Source organism: Dictyoglomus turgidum DSM 6724 (assembly GCF_000021645.1).
Taxonomy (GTDB): Bacteria; Dictyoglomota; Dictyoglomia; order Dictyoglomales; family Dictyoglomaceae; genus Dictyoglomus; species Dictyoglomus turgidum.
On sequence record NC_011661.1, the window covers coordinates 1,507,804 to 1,528,462 of the forward strand.

Consider the following 20,659-nt stretch of genomic DNA (forward strand, 5'->3'; position numbering starts at 1 on the left):
CCATGGAAAAAGTGCCTATAATCCTAACCCATACTTATCTTGATTTTGATGCTCTCTCATCTCTCTATGCTGCAAAAAAACTTTATCCTAAAGCTATAGCTTACACAAGCAAGAGCATGGAGAGAAAAGTCTATGAATTTTACCTACTTTATAAAGATATATTAAGATTTGTAGAAAATCCTGAGATAAACGTAGAGATAGAAAAAATAATTCTTGTTGACAATCATTGGTTAAATCGAATAGAAAAAAAATTCCATGACTTTATCAAAGAAAAAAAAGTACCCATAGAAATTTATGATCATCATGAAACAGGAGATATAAAAGGAGATATAGAATTTATTGAAAAAACCGGATCAACTACAACTATTCTTGTGGAAAAACTTATAGAAAAGAGAATTCCTATAGATCCTATTGAAGCTACCATTTTTCTTTTAGGTATATATCAAGATACGGGAAATTTTGTATTTTTAAATACTACTCCTAAGGACCTAAGAATAGCAAGCTATTTACTTGAAAGAGGCGCAGATTTAAATATTATCAATAGATACATTTATGAGAAATTGACCGATGAGCAAAAAGAATTACTAAATGATCTCTTACAAATATCAAAAGAGATATCCATAAGTGGCTACAAAATAGTTATAGCCAAAATAGAAAGAGAAAAATATGTGGAAGGACTATCTATAATTGCGCATAGAGTTCTTGACGAAAAAGAAGCAGATATTCTATTCATTATTCTCCAGGTAAAAGATAAAATTTTTGTCATGGGCAGATCAAAGACTCAAAACATTGATCTCAGAGAAGTATTAAAAGATTTTAATCCAGGTGGACATAAAACTGCCACCACCATCGTTCTTAATTCTCAAGAAACTGACCCTAATTCTGCAGAAAATTTAATAATAGAAAGGCTAAAAAAACATCTTCCGAGGGATTTTTTAGCAAAGGATATCATGTCCTATCCTGTAGTTACGATCTCTCCTGATATATCTGTAAAAGAAGCCTTTAAAATCATGATGAAACACGGATACGGAGGATTATGTGTTGAGGAAAATGGAAAACTTGTGGGAATTATAAGTAGAAGAGATATTGAAAAAGCTATAAACCTTAAACTAACAAAGAAAAAAGTGAAATCCTTTATGTCCAAACCAGTAATAACAGTAACTCCAGAAACACCAATTTGGGAGATAGAGAAAATTCTTGTAGAGAAGAATATTGGTAGAGTTCCAGTAGTGGATAGGGACAAAATTGTAGGTATAATAACAAGACAAGATATTCTAAGATTTAGATTTTTACGTTCTACTATCTACTCACCCCTTGGCAGCATCTTCCAAATAAGTGAGGAAAAAATTAAATCATCTCCATGGAAAGAAATCTTAGAAGAACTTAAAAATCTTACTTCTCAATACAATATATCTATCTATGCTATAGGAGGATTTGTAAGAGATCTATTATTAGGACAGTCTAACTATGATCTTGATATAGTTGTAGAAGGGGATATTCAACTTGTGATCTCAAAAATTATAGATAAATGGCAGAGCAAAGTTATAACTCATCCTCAGTTTGGTACCTCGGAAATACTACTGAATGATAGAAAAAGAATAGACATTGCTACCGCAAGAATAGAATACTATGAGGAACCTGGAAGTCTCCCCAAAGTAGAAAGAAGCTCTCTATGGTTAGATCTTAAAAGAAGAGACTTCACTATAAATGCTTTGGCTATGAGTCTAAACGAAGAAAACTTTGGAGAGATCATTGATCTTTATGGAGGATTAGAAGACCTTACTAGAAAAGAGTTAAGAGTACTTCATAATTTAAGTTTTATAGAAGATCCTACCAGAATATTAAGGGGTGTAAGATTAGAAGTCAGACTTGGATTTAATTTTGAAGAAAAAACCTTCAAACTTCTTAAAGAAGCCATAGAAAACGGCTTTCTAAATAAAATTGCTAAGGAGAGATTAAAAGATGAAATTTTTCTCATACTTCAAGAACCCCAACCTGAAAAGGTGTTAAAACGACTTGAAGAATTAAACGCCCTTTCTTATATACTTCCCGTTAAAAGACTTCCTAAAAATTTTGAAAAGAAAAATCAAATATTAAGAAGAGAATTTCCAGAAAAACTTGAGCTTCATATACTTAATATCATCTCTGAAGCCGATACAGAAGAAGGAAAAAAATGGTTACAAGACTTGAAATTTCCTAAAAAAGTGCTTTATCAATTTATTCTCCTTAAAAAGTATGAAAATACCAATACCCTATCCGAAAAAGATATAAAAAGCCTTTTAGATCTTCCAAATGATTTATTACTTCTTCTTTCTTTAACTGCAAAAAAAATTGGAAAAAACATTCTAAGAATAAAGCTACTCAAAGAGAAAGGAGTACCTTATCTTAAAGGAGAAGATCTTATAAACATGGGTTTTAAAGGGAAAATAATAGGAGATTTATTAAAGAAATTATTTCTAAAGCACTACTATGGAGAAGTAAAATCTAAAGAGGATGAAGAAAAAATAATAAAAGAGTTTATAAATTCAACTCAGTTATAGGATCATTCAATACCTTTCCTTGAAACTTATATATACTTTTAAGCCTTTTTGCAGACCCAAAACCTGTTAGAATCTCGTAAGGAATAGTATTAGATAAAATTGCAAGTTCCTGAGCATCAACCATTTTTTCATTCTCTCTACCCATTACTGTCACTAAGTCTCCTCTTTTTACCTCTTTATCTGTTATATCAATAGTAAATTGATCCATTGATACTCTACCAATGATCTTACAATATTCTCCATTAACAATAACCCTTCCTTTATTAGAAAGATCCCTCCTATATCCATCAGCATAACCTAAGGGAACAATAGCAATCTTAGTACTTTTCTCAGTCATAAATGTATGCCCATATCCCACACCCCATCCTTCAGGAAGCTCCTTTACAAGCGTAATTCTTGCTTTAATCTCCATAACAGGTTTCAGTAATTTATCACCATATCCATATAAAGATATTCCTGGTCTTACTGCATTAAAATGAAACTCTGGAAAATTAAAAATACCCCCTGTATTGGAAAAGTGGAAAACCAAATCTTCATCTTTGAATTGATTATATATGTCATAGAATAGCTTCTTTTGAAAAATATTATAGGGATCTTTTTTGTTTTCAGGATTAGATAGGTGAGAAGAAATCCCTTCAAGGATTAAGTTAGGATATCTCCTTAGGAGTTTTAATATTTCTTCGGATTCGGAGGGAAGAAAACCCTCTCTACCCATTCCTGTATCAAAAATTAGATGAACTTTTAGTTTCTTATCTTTATTATTAGAATATTTCCCTAACTCATCCAGAAATTCTATGTCAGAAATAACTGGAGTAAGTTCATATTCAAAATAATAAGGAATAGAAGATTTCAACTGGGGGGAAAGCACTAATATTTTCTTATTAACACCTATTTTTCTTAAGAAGATACCCTCATCTATATGAGCTACAGCAAAAGTATTAATATTAGCATATTTTTGCAAAAATAAAGATATAACTTTAGCCCCATGACCATAGGCATCAGCCTTAACCACTGCTATTACATCAACCTTTCCCCCAACTTTTTCTTTTATAACTTTTAAATTATCTAAAAGAAAAGAAAGATTAATCTCTCTCCAAGCCAATATCTCTTTCATTAAGATTCCTTCAATCTCAAAAGTCTGAAAAAGTTACTTCTCTCAAGTTCCTCCAATTTAACAGTGATAAGTTTTATGGTCTCCTCTATTTGGGGTATAAGTTTGTACTCAAGGGCATTTACCCTTCTCTTAGTCCTTTCAATCTCCTCAGCAAGAGAAATCAAATATCTTTCTTTATTTGCAAGAGCTATTATATTTTCGAGTAATTTACTCCATCTCTCAACCAATTCGTCCATCATAGAAGGAGTCTCAAGATAACTATAAAAAGGAATATAAAGATTTCCTACAGAGATTTCCTTTACAGGTATGTTCATCTTCTTTGCTAATTTTGAGAAAACTGTAGTTTTACCATCGTTGACTTGAAGCAAAGTCTCCCAAAGAGGACCAGAAAGTCTTATATATACCATGCCTCCCACAGAGAGAAATTCAAGAAATTCTTTTTCTATTAGTTCTCTTAATGTCCTATAGTTTTGAACCTCTTCCATGAACCTTTGAATTAAACCTTCCAACTTATCCTGGAGCAATTTGTGCCCTCTTTTTGCAATAGCAAGCCTTTTTCTTAATCTTAAAAGCTCCATTCTATTGGGATTTACTTTAAGAGGCATCTTCCTTCCCCCAAAATTCATCAAGATATTCAGGTCTAATTCTCTTAAGACTTGCTCTTGGAAGCCTTCTTAATAGTTTCCACCCTAAATTTAATGTCTCAAATATACTTCTATTCTCATATTCTCCCTGCTTAATAAACTCCATTTCAAAAGCTTCAGCAAACTCTAAGAACTGAACATCCTCTTCTGTAAGAGCAGCCTCACCTAAAACCACAGCAAGTTCTTTTGCTTCAAGACCCCGTGAATAAGCAGCATACAACTGATTAGATAAATCTCCATGATCTTTTCTTGTTCTTCCTTCTCCTATGCCACCTCTCATTAATCTTGAGAGTGACTGCAATACATCAATAGGGGGATATATACCACGTCTGTGGAGCTCTCTACTTAAAAATATCTGTCCTTCAGTGATATATCCAGTCAAGTCAGGAATAGGATGAGTTCTATCATCCTCAGGCATAGTCAATATAGGCAAAAGGGTTATTGAACCTTTTTTCCCCTTGATTCTTCCTGCCCTCTCATAAAGAGTAGCAAGGTCTGTATAAAGATATCCAGGATATCCACGTCTTCCTGGAACCTCTTTTCTTGAAGCCGAAACTTCTCTCAAAGCTTCGGCATAATTGGTCATATCACTTAATATTACCAGAACATGCATGTCCAAATCAAAGGCAAGATATTCTGCTGCTGTTAACGCAAATCTTGGGGTTGCTATTCTCTCAATTACAGGATCATTGGCAAGGTTTATAAACAAAACAGTTCTTTCTAAAGCACCTGTACTCCTAAAATTCTCTATAAAGAAGTTTGCCTCTTCAAAAGTTATTCCCATAGCTCCAAAAACTACGGCAAACTTTTCCTCCTCGTTAAGAAGTCTTGCCTGTCTTGCTATCTGAGCAGCAAGAGTAGCATGAGGAAGTCCTGCCCCTGAAAATATAGGAATCTTTTGTCCCCTTACAATGGTGTTCATACCATCTATAGCAGAAATTCCAGTCTGTATGAATTCTTGAGGATATGCTCTTGAATAGGGGTTTATAGGACTTCCATTTATATCCATTCTTTTCTGAGGAATAATTTCAGGACCACCATCTCTTGGTCTACCAAGACCATCAAAGGTCCTTCCAAGAATTTCTGGAGATAAATTTATCTCAAGGACATGTCCCAAAAATTTTATTCGCATTCCTTTCAAAGATAAATCCTGAGTACTAGCAAACATCTGTACTAAAGCAGCCCCTTCTTGAGCCTCAAGAACTTGTCCTTGTCTTATTTCCCCATTTGCAAGCTTTACTTCTACCACTTCTCCATATTTTACATTTTCAATATTCTCCACAAGAACCAAAGGTCCGCTTATCTTCGAAACCGAGGTATATTCCTTAGGCATATTCCCTTGTTCCCTCCTTTATTCCCTCAAGCCTTTTTTTGATCTCCATAAGCAAAGCCTCAAGCTCGTTTATACGATCCTCAGGAACAAATTTCATCCTTGCTATCTTTTCTCTTTCAGGAAGTCTCAAAATATCTTCTAAAGGATATCCCTCTTCTATTAAACTCTGTGCTATGCTATGAAAAGTCATAATATTTTTTAACATCAAATATTGCTTGTAAGGAGAGGTATAAGTATCTACTTCATGAAGAGCATTCTGATGCAAGAAATCCTCTCTTATAGAACGAGCAGTTTCAAGAGTCAGCCTATCTTGAGGGGATAGAGCTTCCATACCCACAAGCCTTACTATATCTTGAAGTTCTGCTTCTCTTTGAAGAATAGCCATTGCTTCTTGTCTCAAATCATAAAAATCTTCTGCCACATTTTCTTTCCAATATCTACTTACAGGTTCCAAATATAGAGAATAACTTACAAGCCAATCAACGGCAGGGAAATGTCTACTAAAAGCTAAACGAGCATCAAGTCCCCAAAATACTTTCGTGACCCTTAAGGTTGCTTGAACCACAGGATCTGATAGGTCTCCTCCGGGAGGTGATACAGCACCTATTATGCTTACAGATCCAATCTTATTCTCTTTCCCAAGACACTTTACTAAACCTGCCCTTTCATAGAAACTGGCAACTCTCGAAGCCAGGTATGCAGGATATCCTTCCTCACCAGGCATTTCTCCAAGTCTTCCTGATATTTCCCTCATAGCCTCTGCCCAACGAGATGTAGAATCAGCCATAAGAGCCACATGGTATCCCATATCTCTAAAGTATTCAGCAATGGTTATCCCCGTAAATACTGAAGCTTCCCTTGCAGCCACAGGCATATTAGATGTATTAGCTATCAAAATAGTTCTTTCCATCAAAGGCTTCCCTGTTCTTGGATCTTTCAATTCTGGAAATTCTATAAGAACTTCTGTCATTTCATTTCCTCTTTCCCCACAACCTATATAAACCACAACTTCCGTATCAGCCCATTTAGCAAGCTGATGTTGAATTATAGTCTTACCACTTCCGAAAGGTCCAGGAACACAAGCAGTACCACCTTTTACAAGAGGAAAGAAAGTATCAAGAACCCTTTGGCCAGTTATAAGAGGAATTTGAGGAGGAAGTTTCTCTTTAACAGGTCTTTGATATCTTACAGGCCATTTATGCATTAACTTTAATTCATGTCTATTACCGTTCTCATCTTCTAAAATTCCTATAACTTCATCCACTGTATAAGATCCACTTTTAATCTCCAAAAGTTTTCCTTTTAGATAAGGAGGAACAAGAATTCTATGTTCCAAAGCCGAAGTTTCCTGCACAACTCCAAGGATATCTCCACCTTCCACATAATCTCCTGACTTGACTCTTGCCTCAAAATTCCATTTTTTTTCTCTATCAAGGGCTGGAAAAGATAGACCTCTACTTAGAAAATCTCCGCTTATCTCAGCAAGTTTATTTAATGGTCTTTGAATACCGTCATAAATTTGACTTACAATTCCAGGACCAAGCTCTACCGAAAGAGGCTCACCTAAAGCATAAACAGGTTCACCAGGTCCTATACCCTGAGTTTCCTCGTACACCTGAATATATACCAATTCATTATCAAGCCCTATGACTTCACCAAAAAGTTCAAGCTCCCCTACCCTAACCATCTCATACATCTTTACATTGGGAAGCCCTTTTGCTACCACAAGAGGACCTGCTACTCTAACTATTTTTCCTTCCATAATATCCCTCTCCTTCAGAAATAATATCAATTCCCAAGGCTTTCTCAGCTATATCTCTCAAAATCTCTTCCCCTAATTTCTTATTAGAAAAGGTATCGGGTAAAATGAGGGGAATCTTCTCTCTTCCTTTCAAATTCTCAACAATTTTTCCAGCCACGCTTTCAAGAACAATAATAAGAGAATATTCTCTCTCAGAGAGACTTTTATAAACCTCGTAAGCCTCGTCAGAATTTTTGACAGGATAAATATCAATACCAAAAACTTTAAAAATCTCAACAAGAATATCCAGTCCTATCACTGCAATTTTACTTTCATTCATTTACTCTCAACAACCCTCTTTCCCAATATTCCTTAGGAATTCTCATCTTTTTATTTTCAAGAAGGAATAAAAGATCCTCCATCTCCCACATCTTAGCATAAAAATAGTAAAAAACCACTTCAGGACCACTTACTACATTTTTAAAGTTCTTACTCATATAGGAATATAGATATTTCTTAATAAGAATATCAGGATCATAAATTTTTGAATCCTCTAGAAATTTTTGCCTTAATTCCTCATCTTCATAGAGTATTTTATAAGAAGTCAGATCCAAATTAATTTTTCTTAAGAATTCTAATGCATAAGGAGTCTTTTCAATTCTTGTCTCTATCTTCATAAAGTTAAGCTTATTCTTTAGAATTACAAAATCTCTTACCTTAGTATTTTCTACATCCTTTAATAAATCCTTTGAAGCCTCCAAAATTCCAAAATCTATTATAATATTCAACCAACCCACATCGCTGACCTGCTGAGAAATTTTCTGGATCTTAGAGGACAACTTGATTTTTAACTCCTTATATGTCTTCCCATAAAGGAAATTAAAAGAAATTTCCATTTTTTCTTTTTCCAATTGCAGAATCTCATTTCTTACATCGTGAGTCAAAAACTCAAAAAGCATTAAATCCCAATAGGGATACTTCACAGTATTTGATATTACTTTTAAATCCTCATACAAAACTTTCAAAAATCCAGAATATCCCTCCAAAAGAGGAGCATAAATAGTCTCTTTAAGAAGACTATAAATATCACCTAAATCAGAACTCAAAATAACTTCCCACTGGCGCTTATCAAGAAGTTTGGGTAGTTTAGCTTTTAAATTTGTAGAAAGAAATAAATATTCTGTATACATATCTACTTTTCTCCACGCAAAATTTGAGCTATCTCAAGTATGTTTTTATTTACCAGTTCTTCTACAATAGTATCAATAGTAAGATCGATTACCAAATTGTCTTTCTGAATTACAAAACCACCCTTACCCTCAACCCTATCTTTTCCTAAGACCAGACCATATTTTTTACAAAAGTGATCCACATCAATCTTATCTTCACCTTTTGCTAAAATTATCTCCCCACCTTTTACTGACTCTTTTTCTACAAAACCATCCCAAATACCATTATAAAGTTCATTAGAGAGAGATTTGATTTTCTCTAATAGCAAAAGCTTAACTCTGTTTACTGTTTCTGCTTCTATGCGTGCCTTTTCAGTATTATATTTAAGTCTCAATTGAGATAAAAGAGTACTCTCTTCCCTATTAAGGCTTTCCTTTAAATTTTTTCGTTGTTGTTCCTTCCACTCTTCTAATTCTTTTTCCTTCTTAGCTACAAAATCCTCATATTCCTTCTCTCTTTTCTTTCTGAGCTCTTCAATCTTTACTTTCTTTTCATTCTCAAGTTTTTCAATTATTTTCTCCAAAGCCATTATAGCTTCACTCCAAAGAATAAGAGAATTATAGAAGTAATAAGAGAAAGAATAGCATAAGTCTCTACAAGAGCCGGAATAATTATAGCTTGACCAGAAGTTTGAGGCTTTTGAGCTACCATTTGAAGGGCAGCAGCACTTGCTCTACCCTGCCATATAGCACTCACATACTCTCCAATCATAAGGGGAATACCCACTGCAAAAACCATTAGTCCTTGTTCTAAAGTGAGATTTGGCACATTACCTCCAAGAAGTCCTAATCTCATAAGTATAAGAAAGGCTCCTATAAATCCGTAAAAACCTTGCGTACCAGGAAGAGCTTGAAGAATTAGTACTGTACCAAAAAGATCTGGCTTTTCGGCAAGAACCCCTGCTGCAGCCTCTCCTGCTATTCCCACTCCCTTACCAGATCCCGCTGCTGCAAAACCCGCACCTAAAGCAGCCCCAATAAGAGCAATTGCCAGACCAAGCATACTAACTACCTCCCATCATAATTTTTCTTTATCCTAAAGAATTTACCTTCTATTTTGTAAGGGAAAAATTTTCTTCCGCCATCTACAAAGAACCTTCCATAAAGCTCTAAAAATTGCAATCTTGTAGAGTGAACAAAAGCAGAAAGTGTGCTAAGGACAAAATTCAAAACTTGTCCGCCTACCCATATTAAAACTAAAAAGATCCAGCCTAAAACAGGTATTCCCTTCACCATATTAGCAAGTTGAGTTATTACAAAACCAAAAATAGAGCCCACAAGATTTAATGCAAAAAGTCTTGAATAGGAAAGTACATCTCCCACAAAAGAAGTCAAACCATACCCTCCCATTATACCGTAAAGACTAATCAGTCCCACTAAAATACGAGCAATTCCTTTTTTATCCCTTCCTTGCGTCAATACGAGTCCTACAAGACTAAAAATCAGAATATATTTAAATATTTCAACACCACTGAATTTTATTCCTAAAACCTTAGAACCAAAATAAACCAGAAGCGAACCCAAGAACAATATCCATAAGCCTGCATCATACAAAGCACCCTCATAATCCTTAATTTTAAGACAAGAGATAAAGCGAAGTATTAAAGCATAGAATTGAGAAGCTACACCTATAAACAAGGATATACCAAGAGCCGTAATTAAATCTTGCGAAGGATTTATAAGAGGAAAAACCTTTAAAAATTTTCCATCAGGTCCCAACAAGGGCTGATTTCCAAAGAAACTCCATGTTAACGTTCCTACTATAATAGATGGAATACTAAGTACTGTCAAAAGATCTAAAAGCTGTTTAGTATCATCTTCAGGTTTATATCTATTTTTTATCCACAAAGAACTTATGAGAAGTAAAAGTCCATAACCTATATCTCCTAAACAGATGCCAAAAAATAGCATATAAAAGGGAGCCATAAATGGAGTTGGATCAATAAATCCGTAAGGAGGAAGTCCATAGAGCCTTGTCAAAAATTCAAAGGGTTTAATTATCTTAGGATTATCAAGGATTACAGGGGGATCATCATCTTTATCCGGATCCTTACTCTCAAAGACAAAATCAGAAATATTTTCCCTTAACATTGATAAAAATTTTTCTTTATCCTTCTTAGGTATCCACCCTGAAAATATAGCAAAGTAATTACTACGATAGGCAAGATTCTTAGCTCCTGTTTCTTTTATCTTAGTTATATAATAATCATACCATGCAAAAATGTTCTTCTTTTTATCTAATAATTCTTTAGCTTTACAATATAAGTTCTTAAGGTCTTCATCTACTTTGTTCAAACTTTTTTGAATTCTTTCCAGACTTTTTTGGGGAGAGTCCTTCAAATAAGGAATACGTTTATGAATAAAATTATGTTTTTGAAGAAGATTTTCAAAAACTTCAGAAAACTGTTTTGGTATAATGAATATGACTTTTACATTTTTATTATTAACGAAGGTCCTATACCAGCTTTCTTCAAGGATGTCTTTACTTTCTTCTAAAAAATTACTCCATTCATCCCTTGAAAAGGTTCCTGAATACAAAATAAATCTTTTAAAAACTCTTGGGAAATTAAGATCTTCATTAATATCTAACCAGTAAGCTGTCTCTTCGTATAACTCAGATAATCTTTTCTTTTTATCTTCTATTACATTTAGCGCTCTTTCTAAGTTCTTTGCTTCTTTATATAAGCTATCAATAGAAACCTCGGTTCTTAATTTCTCAAATTCTTCCTCTGTTATTTCCTCTCTTCCTGAAAAAAACGCTTCTAAAAAACCTTTCCCTTCTGGATAAAAGATCCTTAATATTTTAAAGATCTCATCAAGCTTGGTAACGTAAGAATCATAAGGAGAAGACTTTTCTGTATTTTCCTCTCCTGTCAATTTTTCCCAGTGTACATTCTCAAAATTTTTAAAAGTGTCAACTACTTTTTCTTCTTTTTCCTTAGGAAGAATCAACCAAAACTTTTCAACTTTTAAAATAGCCATATACTTTCATCCTTACCTTTGAATTAATTTACTTAAAAGGAAGTCTACGATATAAGATATTCTGTTTTCCACGTCTTTTCTGTATTTGTTTATTTCATCAATATACTCCTGTTCCATTTTTTCTAACTTTAGTTTTAAAGCCTTACGACAACTTTCTTCTTCGCCCCTTAAATCATTTAAAAATCTTTGTTTTTCTTCTTCCATCTTTATAGAGTATTCTTGAACCTTCCAATAATATTCTTCCTCCAATTCTTTTTTTGCTTTCTCAACTTCAATCTCTACTTCTTTCTCTTTCGCACTTATAAAAGATACTATATCTTTAACCTTCTCTTCCATCATAATCTTACACTACCTTTTGTACTTTTCCAGCCTTCAAACAACGAGTACATACTTTAATAGTTTTAACTTTTCCGTTAACAAGAGCACGAACTTTGTGGAGATTTGGAAGCCATCTGGTCTTTGTCCTACGATGAGAATGGGAAACCTGTAAGCCTGTCCATGGGCCTTTTCCGCAGATTTCACATCTTCTTGACATTTGTTTAACCTCCTTTCTTTATAGATTTTAAGAAATTATCTTTAAACTAATGTTAAAACCTCAACAAATTTTAAGCAAAATCGGTTATAATTATATCATATGAAGAGAAGATTACCATCGGTAGCAGGGTATTTTTATCCTGCAAGAGAAAAAGAATTATTAAATATGCTTTCTCAATTTATAAAAGAGGTACCCCAAAAGACACCTCTTTTAGGCTGTGTAGTTCCTCATGCCGGATATATTTACTCAGGAAAAGTTGCTGGGTTAATATACTCAATTATGGAAGTTCCAGAAGTAGCAATAATAATAGGTCCAAACCATAATGGACTTGGTTATCCTTCTGCTATTTATAGTGAGGGGGTTTGGGCCACACCTCTTGGAGATGTTGAAATAGATTCAATTCTTTCTCGAAAAATTATTAATAATTCTAAATATCTAAAAGAAGATTTTGTAGCCCATCATCCAGAGCATTCTTTAGAAGTTCAAGTACCTTTTCTCCAATACCTCAACTTTAACATAAAAATAGTTCCTATAACAGTAGTAGATTACAGCTATGAAGTGCTTAAAGATCTGGGATATGCTATAGGAAAATCCCTCCTGGATTACGAAAAAAATACTGTAATAATTGCAAGTTCAGATTTTTCTCATTATGAACCCTACGAGATTGCAAAGCAAAAGGATTTTTATGCTATTGAGGCAATTCTTAATTTAGACGAAAAAGAGTTTATAAAAAGAGTAGTAGAGAAAGATATTTCCATATGTGGTGTAGGTCCCATAGTTATTACTATAATAGCAGTAAAATTATTAGGGGGTAGGAAAGCACAACTTGTTGCTTACCAAACCTCAGGAGATATAACAAAAGATATTGATCAAGTAGTAGGATATGCTGGTATAATATTCCCAAAATAAAAAAGTGGAAAGGTTAGGAATAATAGGACTCGGAAATCCAGGATACGAGTATGCTAACACCCGCCATAATGTGGGATTTATGGTAGTTGATTACTTGCAAAATTTTTATAAATTTCCATCCTACCAGAAAACAAATTTTAACTTGCTTACTTTTGGAAAAATATCAAATACTAAAGTCTACTTAGTAAAACCTCAGACTTATATGAATCTAAGTGGTATAGGAGTCAAAGAGTTCATAGAGAAATTTGCTTTTGCTCCAGAAGAGCTCCTTGTGATTCACGATGATCTTGATCTTCCCATAGGAACTATAAGAATTAAATTTAATGGAAAAGATGGAGGACATAACGGAATAAAATCTATTATAAAAGAAATTAATACCTCTAATTTTTACAGATTAAGGATAGGAATTGGAAAACCTCAAGATAAAAATCAAATCGTAGAATATGTATTAGGAAAATTTAATGAAGATGAACTTAAAACAATAGAAAAAATTTTACAAAGCTCACACCAAATAATAGAGACCATAATAAAAGAAGGATGGGATAAGGCACAAAACCTATATAATAGAAAATGTCTATTCTGTTAGAAAAGATCATAAAAAGTAGCGAATTCAATACTCTTGAGAAAGTAATTAACTCTAAAAATCGTCTCAAAATTTTCGGAATATACAAGGGTATTTATCCTCTATTTCTTTTATACCTAAAAAGATATGAAAAACCCGTTTTATGGATAACCAATAACGAAGAAGATCTGAATATATGGGAAGATTTACAGGAAGATTTAGAAATAAGTATATTACCCTCTTATGTGCATCTTCCTTATGAGCGACCTTTAAGATCTCCTCAGATTCAAGGAAAAAGATTGAGAGCTATCTCAAATATAATTTACGATAAAAATTTTTCCATTATTGCTTCTTTAAAATCCTTAATTTATCCAATTATCCCCAAGGATGTCTTAAAAGAGAGAATCATAAAAATAAGAATCGGAGAAGAAATAGCTCGAGAAAAAATAGAAAAATACCTGGCAGAAAATTTTTATCAAAGATTACCTCAAGTAGAAAAAATTGGAGACTATAGCATAAGGGGTGGAATTCTAGATATATTCTCTCCTATATATGAGAATCCTATAAGAATAGAATTTTTTGGAGATGAGATTACTTCTATAAGATTTTTTAATTTGGAAGACAAAAGATCTATAGAAACAACAAAAGAAGTATTTATAACTCCCATTTCAGAGCTTATTGCAAATAAAGATGAAGAGAAATACTTTTTAAAAAATAAAGAGCTTAAAAAGTATATCTTTTCATATCTTCCCCCAAATACCATCTTAATCTTTGAAAATTACGATGAAAGCCTTGCTCTAATCCAAAAATGGACGGAAAAAGGATTAGCAAATCTTGAAAAAAGAAGGACTAAAGAAAATCTTCCAGAAGATTTATATCTTACTAATTCTTTATTAGAAAGTTATACTTCCCATTACCAAGTATTAGATCTGAATAGTAAAGATGCAGACATTGCATTTTCCATATATTCACCTCCCTCTTACCAAGGTACCAATGAGTTTTTTGAAAAAAACATAAAATCCTTCGTTTATGATGGATGGGAAGTATACATTTCATCGGAACATCAAGATATCGTAAGGACAAGGCTTAAGAATTTAAATGTGAAATACTTGGTTGGAGAAAAGATAAGAGAGGGTTTTTTATGGGAAAAGGAAAAAATTCTTGTAATTACTGATTATGAGATCTTTGGGAAAAAAAGGAAAAGAAAAGTTATAAGATATGAAAAAGGACTAAAACCCAAGGACTTATACCTTTTAAAAGATGGCGATTATGTGGTTCATGTAAACTACGGTATAGGAATATTTAGAGGACTAAAAAAACTTAAAGTAGACGAACTAGAAAAAGAATTTATATACATTGAATATGCTAACAATAGCTTTCTATATGTTCCATTAGAAGAAATGCATCTTATCCAAAGATATGTATCCTCCTCTCCCGACCCACCACAGATAAGTAGATTAGAATCTCGCCAATGGGAAGAAACAAAACGAAAAGTAAAAGAATCAGCGAAAGAGATCGCTGAAGAATTACTAAAAATCTATGCTCAAAGGGAAATCACTAAGGGCTTTGCTTTTTCTCCTGATAGCCCACTTCAAGAAGAACTTGAAGCAAGCTTCCCTTATATAGAGACAGAAGACCAAATAAAAGCTCTTAGAGAGATAAAAAAGGATATGGAATCTACAAAACCTATGGAAAGAGTGCTTATTGGAGATGTAGGTTTTGGCAAAACAGAGCTCGCCTTAAGGGCAAGTTTTAAGGCAGTGCTTGATGGAAAACAAGTAGCAATTCTTGTACCAACCACAATTCTTGCTTATCAACATTGGAAGGTATTCAAAGAAAGGTTAGAAGTTTTTCCTGTAAATGTAGAAATCTTGAGCAGGTTAAAACCTAAATCGGAGCAAAAAAGAATAATAGAGAAGATAAGAAAGGGAGAAATAGACATAATAATTGGAACCCACAGAATTCTACAAAAAGATGTGGAATTTAAAGATTTGGGCCTAATAATTGTAGATGAAGAACATAGATTTGGAGTACTACAAAAAGAAGCCTTTAAAAAGAAATATCCCCATGTAGATATTCTTTATCTCTCAGCAACGCCTATTCCAAGAACTTTATCCATGGTTCTTTCTGGAATAAGACAATTTTCAGTACTTGAAACTCCACCTGAAAATCGCTTACCTATTCAAACCTTTGTAGTGGAATATAATCCTGAAATTATTCAAGAAGGAATAAGGAGAGAATTAGAAAGAGGAGGACAGGTATATTATGTGTGTAATGACATAGAAAGATTAGAAAAAATAAGAGAAGAACTATCAAAACTCGTTCCAGAGGCAACTTATGCTATAGCCCATGGCAAAATGGACGATGAAAAATTAACAGAAGTTATGAGTAATTTTTATGATGGAAAAATAGACGTTCTGGTTGCCACTACCATAATAGAATCAGGCATAGATGTCCCTAATGCAAATACACTGTTTGTGGAAAATGCAGAACATATGGGACTTGCTCAGCTATATCAACTTCGTGGAAGAATTGGAAGATCCTATAAACAAGCTTATGCCTATTTTTTGCATGCCCCTCTAAAGAAATTATCCCTTGAAAGTATAAAAAGACTTGAAGCTTTAAAAGAATTCTCAAGCCTTGGATCTGGTTTGAGACTTGCCTTAAGAGATCTTGAAATAAGAGGTGCAGGAAAGATCCTTGGAAAAGAACAACACGGACATATAAACTCTGTTGGGTTTTATTTATATCTTCAACTCTTAGAAGAGGCAATCAATGAATTAAAAAGCAATAAAGAAGGAAGTGAAAAAAATAAAATAAATTGCCATATTATACATCCATTTCCAGCAATTATACCCGAATACTATATAAGTCAAAGCAGTGATCGTATATACTACTATCAAAAGTTGGCTCATCTTGAAGATATTAATGATATAGAAAAAATAAAAAAGGAAATGGAAGATATTTACGGACCTATTCCAGATTCTGTTGAGAATTTATGTCTTCTCTCTCAGATTAAATTTTTTGCTGAAAAAATAGGAATAGAAAAAATTGAAATATCTGAAAACCAGGTAAAACTAACATATTCAAAGGGTATTGAAAGAACCTTAAATTTACCTAAAGGGGATTATAGAAAAAAAGCCCAATTTCTACTCCAATTTCTCAAAGATATCTCCAATATTAAGTAAAATTGTGTTATAATCGCAATCAGGTTTTATTTCAAAAACTGTAAAACATGAGGTGAGATGAGATGAAGAAACACAGTATTTTCAAGATTTTGTTCATTGTCTTTGTTGCAATCTTTATTCTTGGAGGAGCCTTTGTAGCTCTCGTGTATCATCAGATGAAGAATTACCCTGTATTAAAAATCAATGGTATGCCTGTGAGTAGACAAGAGTATAAAGACCGATTAAACTTTATGAAAACCCAATACTCTATTATGTTCAACGTAGACTTTACCACTACCGAAGGACAAAAATTACTCCCCAAGGTAAAAGATGAGACCATCAAAGATCTTGCCCGTTGGAAAATAGTACAAACAGAAGCAAAAAAAAGAGGAATTTCAATTTCAGAAAAAGAAGTTGACACACGATTAAAAGAAATAGAAAAAGAATTTCCAAGCGTCTTACAATTTGAGATGACCCTTGCCCAATACGGTTATGATAGAAATACCTTCAAAGAAGAACTTAGAAAAAATCTTCTTATGAGAAAACTTATAGATGAGATTGGAAAAGATGAAAAAGTAACAGAAGACGAGATTAAAAAATATTATAATGAAAATATTAAGCTCTTTGAGCATCCTAAGGAATATAAGGTTTACTCCATACTTATAAAAGATGAGAAAAGGGCAAAAGAGGTTTATAATGAGCTCACCTCTAATAAAATAACCTTTACCGATGCCGCCAAGAAATATTCTGAAGACACAACTACAAAAGATAAGGGTGGAGAATTAGGATTTATAACCCAAGGGACTCTCCCAGAAGAGGTCGAAAAAATAACCTTCACTTTACCTCTCAACCAAATAAGCAAACCCATAAAAACCAATGAAGGATATTACATAACAAAGGTCACCGAGGTAAAAGAAGCTTATACTACTCCATATTTCCAAGCCAAAGCAGAAATAGAAGATAAGCTACTTTATGACAAAAGGGCAAAGGTTTTCAATAAATGGCTTGAAGATCAGGTAAGCAAAGCAAAAATAGAAAGAGACTTTTCAGACAAGGATATATGGATGAGGATTTGGAGAAAACTTATTGAAATTCAACAGATCTTTTATAGAAAAGAGGCAAAGACACCACTACCAAAAACTGATGAATAAAAAATTTTTGCAATTTCTCAAATAAGGTTTAGTCTTATTTTGTTGAGTTCATTTTTCAAAATATAGCATAGAGGCTTGCTTTTTATAAAGTAAGTGCTATAATTTTAGTGAAATTCATATTTTTAAAGATAAAGAGAAAACCATATGGACGAAAAAGAAAAAATATGTAAAGAGTTTATAGATCTTTACTTAGTAGTAAAGAGAGTCAGGGAGGAATGCCCATGGGATCAAAAACAAACCTCCCAGACTCTTATTCCATATTTTCTTGAAGAATCTTATGAGCTTATAGATGCCTTGGAAAAAGACGATTCAGAGATGATAAAAGAAGAACTTGGGGATATTCTCTTGCATATTCTTATGCAAAGTATAATGGCAGAAGAAAAAAATAGATTTAATTTTGAAGAGGTATGTAAAAATTTAAAAATAAAGTTAATAACAAGACATCCTCATGTATTTGGAGAAATCAGGGTAGAAGGAGTAGAGGATGTTCTAACAAATTGGGAAAATATAAAGAGCAAAGAAAAAGAAGAAAAGGGAATTTTAAGTGGTATTCCTAAGAATATGCCAGCTCTTCTTACTGCTTTTAGAATACAGGAAAAAGCTTCTCATGTGGGGTTTGATTGGAAAAACAGCAAAGAGATATTACCAAAATTGTATGAGGAGATAAAAGAATTAGAAAAAGCAATTCAGGAAGATAACAAAGAAAAAGTAGAGGAAGAAATTGGAGATTTGTTGTTCACTGTAGTGAATATATCAAGGCATTTAGGAATTGATCCAGAATCTTCTCTAAGAAAAACTAATAATAAGTTTACTGAAAGATTTAATTATATAGAAAGAAAAGTAAAAGAATCCGGAAAAGATTGGAAAGATTATAGTTTAGAAGAATTAGACGAACTTTGGGAGGCTTCGAAAACTTTATAAAAGTTTTTATAAAAACCCATATCAGAAAGGGGGTGAATAAGAAATGAAGAAAGCAGAATTTATCGCAAAAGTAGCAGAGAAAGCAAAAATCACTAAGAAAGAAGCAACAAAAGTAGTAAACGCTGTATTAGAAACCATTACCGAAGCTCTCTCTAAGGGGGATACTGTTCAATTTGTAGGCTTTGGAACCTTCTCTGTAAGAAAGAGAGCTGCAAGAGAAGGGAGAAATCCACGTACACAGCAACCAATTAAGATTCCTGCTACAAAAGTTCCAGTATTCCGTCCAGGAAAAGAGCTTCGTGAAGCAGTAAAGAAGTAAAAAACATCTCCGGGCTGGGGAATCCCAGCCCGGAAGCATTTTTTAAAGGAGTGGAAAAATGGCAAAGAGGCTATTTCTCGAAGATGAGCATTTAAAATATGGGGCAAAATTTTTTGAATTTGCGGGTTGGTGGATGCCTCTTGAGTACTCGGGCACCATTAATGAACACCTTACTGTAAGAAAACACGTTGGAATTTTTGATATATCCCACATGGGAAGAATCCTCCTCAAAGGTCAAAAAGTAAAAAACTTTGTTCAATATGTTACTACTAATGATGTGAATAATCTCTATCCTGGGAAAGCTCAATATTCTCTAATATTAAATTACGACGGAACCATTAAGGATGATATTATTGTTTATGAAATAAGTGAAGAGGAATTCTTGTTGGTAGTAAATGCAATAAATACTCAAAAAATTTTAGATTGGCTAAATTTAAATAATAAATTTGAAGTAAATATTTTAGATCTCACAAATACTACAACCCTATTAGCTATTCAGGGACCAGACTCAGAAAAAGTTCTTGAAGAATACTTCAACCTAAATCTTTCAAACATCAAATATTATCACTTTAAAAAGAATCATATGATTATTTCGAGAACAGGCTATACAGGCGAAGATGGATTTGAAATAGTCTCAGATCCTGAAATAGGGAGAAAAATATTCAGGGATTTGGTAGAAAAGAAAAAAGCTACTCCATGTGGTTTAGGCGCAAGGAATACTTTAAGAATAGAAATGGGATATGCCCTCTACGGTCACGAAATAGATGAAAATACGACACCTTGGGAAGCCAATTTAGGTTGGGTTGTAAAACTTAATAAAGGAGATTTTATAGGCAAAGACTCTTTGGTAGAGAGAAAAACAAAAAAAGAAAAGATCCTCAAAGGATTTGTCATGTTAGAAAATGGAATACCAAGAGATGGATACGAGGTGTATTTAGATAAAGAGAGAATCGGATACATTACAAGTGGAACCTTTTCTCCCATGTTGAAAATGGGTATTGGTATGTTATATACTACCAAAGACATAAACCATGAGATACTTATTAAAATAAGAGAAAAATTTTATAAAGCCAAAATTGAAAAACCACCTTTTGTTAAAAATACTTCAATAAAGAAAGGAGAGAGATAAAAATGTATCCAGAAGATAGAAAGTATTCAAAAGATCATGAGTGGGCAAAAATAGAAGGTAATGTAGCAATTATTGGAATCACTTATCATGCTCAAGAGGAACTTGGAGACATTGTACATGTAGATCTTCCAGAAGTGGGGAAAGAGGTAAAACAAAATGAAGTTCTTGCAGTAATTGAATCAGTCAAATCTGCATCCGATGTTTACTCTCCTCTGTCTGGAAAAGTCATTGAAATCAATGAAAGTCTAAAAGGAAAACCAGAACTTATAAACGAGGATCCCTATAATGCAGGATGGCTTGTTAAATTAGAAGTCTCAGATCCAAAAGAATATGAGGGTTTACTTTCTGCAGAGGAGTATAAGAAACTTATTGGAGAATAATTA

At 33.2% G+C, this 20,659-nt stretch carries 20 protein-coding genes; 9 read left to right on the top strand and 11 right to left on the bottom strand.

Annotated features, from left to right (window positions below; genetic code table 11):
• Positions 1-2 precede the first annotated feature (2 nt).
• Entirely contained in the window at positions 3-2,540 is a 2,538-nt protein-coding gene (locus DTUR_RS07750; RefSeq protein WP_012583849.1) for a CBS domain-containing protein, read from the top strand.
• Here the strand turns inward: DTUR_RS07750 and alr are convergent.
• From alr to rpmB, 11 genes are read right to left on the bottom strand one after another with little or no spacing between them, the layout of a single operon-like run.
• A complete protein-coding gene (gene alr, locus DTUR_RS07755) occupies positions 2,518-3,654 on the bottom strand; it encodes an alanine racemase (RefSeq protein WP_012583850.1) in 1,137 nt (378 codons plus the stop codon). The two genes, DTUR_RS07750 and alr, sit on opposite strands and share 23 nt — an antisense overlap.
• Positions 3,654-4,259, bottom strand: a complete 606-nt coding sequence (locus DTUR_RS07760) for a V-type ATP synthase subunit D (RefSeq protein WP_012583851.1) — start codon at positions 4,257-4,259, stop codon at positions 3,654-3,656. The genes alr and DTUR_RS07760 overlap by 1 nt, the downstream gene beginning before the upstream one ends.
• Positions 4,249-5,631, bottom strand: a complete 1,383-nt coding sequence (locus tag DTUR_RS07765; RefSeq protein ID WP_012583852.1) for a V-type ATP synthase subunit B — start codon at positions 5,629-5,631, stop codon at positions 4,249-4,251. Before DTUR_RS07765 ends, DTUR_RS07760 begins: the two co-directional genes overlap by 11 nt.
• Entirely contained in the window at positions 5,624-7,393 is a 1,770-nt protein-coding gene (locus DTUR_RS07770; protein ID WP_012583853.1) for a V-type ATP synthase subunit A, read from the bottom strand. Before DTUR_RS07770 ends, DTUR_RS07765 begins: the two co-directional genes overlap by 8 nt.
• The gene (locus DTUR_RS07775) at positions 7,374-7,712 is read right to left on the bottom strand and encodes a V-type ATP synthase subunit F (RefSeq protein ID WP_012583854.1); all 339 of its coding nucleotides are present in this window, start codon (positions 7,710-7,712) and stop codon (positions 7,374-7,376) included. Before DTUR_RS07775 ends, DTUR_RS07770 begins: the two co-directional genes overlap by 20 nt.
• Positions 7,705-8,562: a hypothetical protein gene (locus DTUR_RS07780; RefSeq protein WP_012583855.1), complete on the bottom strand. Its 858-nt coding sequence runs from the start codon at positions 8,560-8,562 to the stop codon at positions 7,705-7,707. The genes DTUR_RS07775 and DTUR_RS07780 overlap by 8 nt, the downstream gene beginning before the upstream one ends.
• A gap of 2 nt (positions 8,563-8,564) precedes the next feature.
• Entirely contained in the window at positions 8,565-9,131 is a 567-nt protein-coding gene (locus tag DTUR_RS07785; protein WP_012583856.1) for a V-type proton ATPase subunit E, read from the bottom strand.
• Positions 9,131-9,604: a V-type ATP synthase subunit K gene (locus DTUR_RS07790; protein ID WP_012583857.1), complete on the bottom strand. Its 474-nt coding sequence runs from the start codon at positions 9,602-9,604 to the stop codon at positions 9,131-9,133. Before DTUR_RS07790 ends, DTUR_RS07785 begins: the two co-directional genes overlap by 1 nt.
• Before the next feature lie 5 nt (positions 9,605-9,609).
• Complete coding sequence (locus tag DTUR_RS07795; protein ID WP_012583858.1) at positions 9,610-11,583, bottom strand: V-type ATP synthase subunit I; 1,974 nt, start codon at positions 11,581-11,583, stop codon at positions 9,610-9,612.
• Positions 11,584-11,595: 12 nt separating this feature from the next.
• Entirely contained in the window at positions 11,596-11,922 is a 327-nt protein-coding gene (locus DTUR_RS07800) for a chromosome partitioning protein (RefSeq protein WP_012583859.1), read from the bottom strand.
• A 4-nt stretch (positions 11,923-11,926) separates the two neighbouring features.
• On the bottom strand, positions 11,927-12,118 hold the full coding sequence (rpmB, locus tag DTUR_RS07805; RefSeq protein WP_012547624.1) for a 50S ribosomal protein L28: 192 nt from the start codon (positions 12,116-12,118) through the stop codon (positions 11,927-11,929).
• A gap of 99 nt (positions 12,119-12,217) precedes the next feature.
• On the opposite strand from rpmB, the gene DTUR_RS07810 reads away from it, so the two are divergent.
• The 8 genes from DTUR_RS07810 (at position 12,218) to gcvH (ending at position 20,656) form a co-directional block, all read left to right on the top strand.
• Entirely contained in the window at positions 12,218-13,027 is an 810-nt protein-coding gene (locus DTUR_RS07810) for an MEMO1 family protein (RefSeq protein WP_012583860.1), read from the top strand.
• 4 nt (positions 13,028-13,031) lie between these two features.
• Positions 13,032-13,613, top strand: a complete 582-nt coding sequence (pth, locus tag DTUR_RS07815; protein WP_012583861.1) for an aminoacyl-tRNA hydrolase — start codon at positions 13,032-13,034, stop codon at positions 13,611-13,613.
• Positions 13,598-16,777 (top strand): transcription-repair coupling factor, encoded by a 3,180-nt coding sequence (mfd, locus tag DTUR_RS07820; protein WP_012583862.1) that lies wholly within the window; start codon positions 13,598-13,600, stop codon positions 16,775-16,777. The genes pth and mfd overlap by 16 nt, the downstream gene beginning before the upstream one ends.
• A gap of 62 nt (positions 16,778-16,839) precedes the next feature.
• Positions 16,840-17,907 (top strand): peptidyl-prolyl cis-trans isomerase, encoded by a 1,068-nt coding sequence (locus DTUR_RS07825; protein ID WP_012583863.1) that lies wholly within the window; start codon positions 16,840-16,842, stop codon positions 17,905-17,907.
• A gap of 144 nt (positions 17,908-18,051) precedes the next feature.
• Positions 18,052-18,828: a nucleoside triphosphate pyrophosphohydrolase gene (mazG, locus tag DTUR_RS07830; protein WP_012583864.1), complete on the top strand. Its 777-nt coding sequence runs from the start codon at positions 18,052-18,054 to the stop codon at positions 18,826-18,828.
• Positions 18,829-18,871: 43 nt separating this feature from the next.
• A complete protein-coding gene (locus tag DTUR_RS07835; protein WP_012547195.1) occupies positions 18,872-19,147 on the top strand; it encodes an HU family DNA-binding protein in 276 nt (91 codons plus the stop codon).
• A gap of 58 nt (positions 19,148-19,205) precedes the next feature.
• Entirely contained in the window at positions 19,206-20,276 is a 1,071-nt protein-coding gene (gene gcvT, locus DTUR_RS07840; protein ID WP_012583865.1) for a glycine cleavage system aminomethyltransferase GcvT, read from the top strand.
• Between the two features lie 2 nt (positions 20,277-20,278).
• Complete coding sequence (gene gcvH / locus DTUR_RS07845; RefSeq protein WP_012583866.1) at positions 20,279-20,656, top strand: glycine cleavage system protein GcvH; 378 nt, start codon at positions 20,279-20,281, stop codon at positions 20,654-20,656.
• Positions 20,657-20,659: the final 3 nt, after the last annotated feature.